We start from the raw sequence: 1,082 nt of genomic DNA on the forward strand, positions 1-1,082 counted from the left end.
AACGGTTTTGTGTATGGCTCGTTGCGGAAAATCAGCTATGATTTTCCGCCGTAACCGAAAGATAGCAAATTGCAATGAATTCCGATTAGGAATTCAGCCGCAATGAGCTATACACGTTGTTCTACGCAGTTTTTTATTTCTTTATATTCGTTTGCTTTTATTACTCTCGTTTTTATTTTTAGTCGTTTATAAGTTTCTTCAGTTTTGTATTTGCACCTATCATCGTTGGTCACGAAAAATTCGCAATGTGCTCCATAAAAAGTATGAAGTGAGTCATCAAACATATTGTTGAAATTCCCATCTGACTTGTAACCTTTCAAATCGTATTTATAAAACGTTTCTATCAATTTTGAGTAGTTACTGTTTTCGCTTGTTTTCGATTTTGGTCCATATAAATCTGAAAGTTCAAAAATGTCCAAGTGTTTTGGTAAATCCTTGAAGTTTTCTTTTATAGATTTCAACATTTCCTTATTGTTTTTGAGCTTATTCATACTTTTTATTAGATAAGCCTTAAAGGTTTTGTATAAGCTGTAATCAGTTTTTAATCTACTTTGAAAGTTAAATATGTCCTCAAATAAAGCGTAGTAGTTGTTTTCAATTTTTGATTTCGGATACATTATTCCGAACATTGGGTCTTGATATCCTAATTTCCATTCTTTAGGCAGAGGAACTAATTTAAAGTGCAAGTAAAAATTCGGCATATCAGTAAATAAGTCATCGAACGAACTCACTTCGAATTCCCATTCCGTTTGCTTTTCGTTAAAAAACTCTCTTATTTCTCTAAAATGCCAAGTCGTTTCCTTTCTTCCCCAATATTGGCAAATACAGAGATTATTGGTTAGTTTTTCAATATTGTCTAAATGTCCATCTATATAATTCGGATTCTTTTGAAATCCACGAAATAAGTCATTCAGATGTGCATTTGAATAAGGGACAGTAATTTTATTCTCAAGTACCAAATTCTCCAATTCCGTATATATTTCATTTTCAGATTCAGGAAGATTTTCTTTCTTCTCGATTCTGTCAAAAATGTTTAAGTCAAAATATACGTGCATAGGTTTGGTCAAATTGCGTAGAACGGT

Annotated in this window: 1 protein-coding gene; it reads right to left on the reverse strand. The window is 32.0% G+C overall.

Annotated features, from left to right (window positions below; translation table 11 throughout):
* Nucleotides 1–107: 107 nt before the first annotated feature.
* The coding region (locus FC091_RS15075; protein WP_212745841.1) for a hypothetical protein at nt 108–1,082 on the reverse strand (975 nt) is incomplete at its 5' end.

Source organism: Winogradskyella algicola (genome assembly GCF_005869935.1).
Lineage (GTDB): Bacteria > Bacteroidota > Bacteroidia > Flavobacteriales > Flavobacteriaceae > Winogradskyella > Winogradskyella algicola.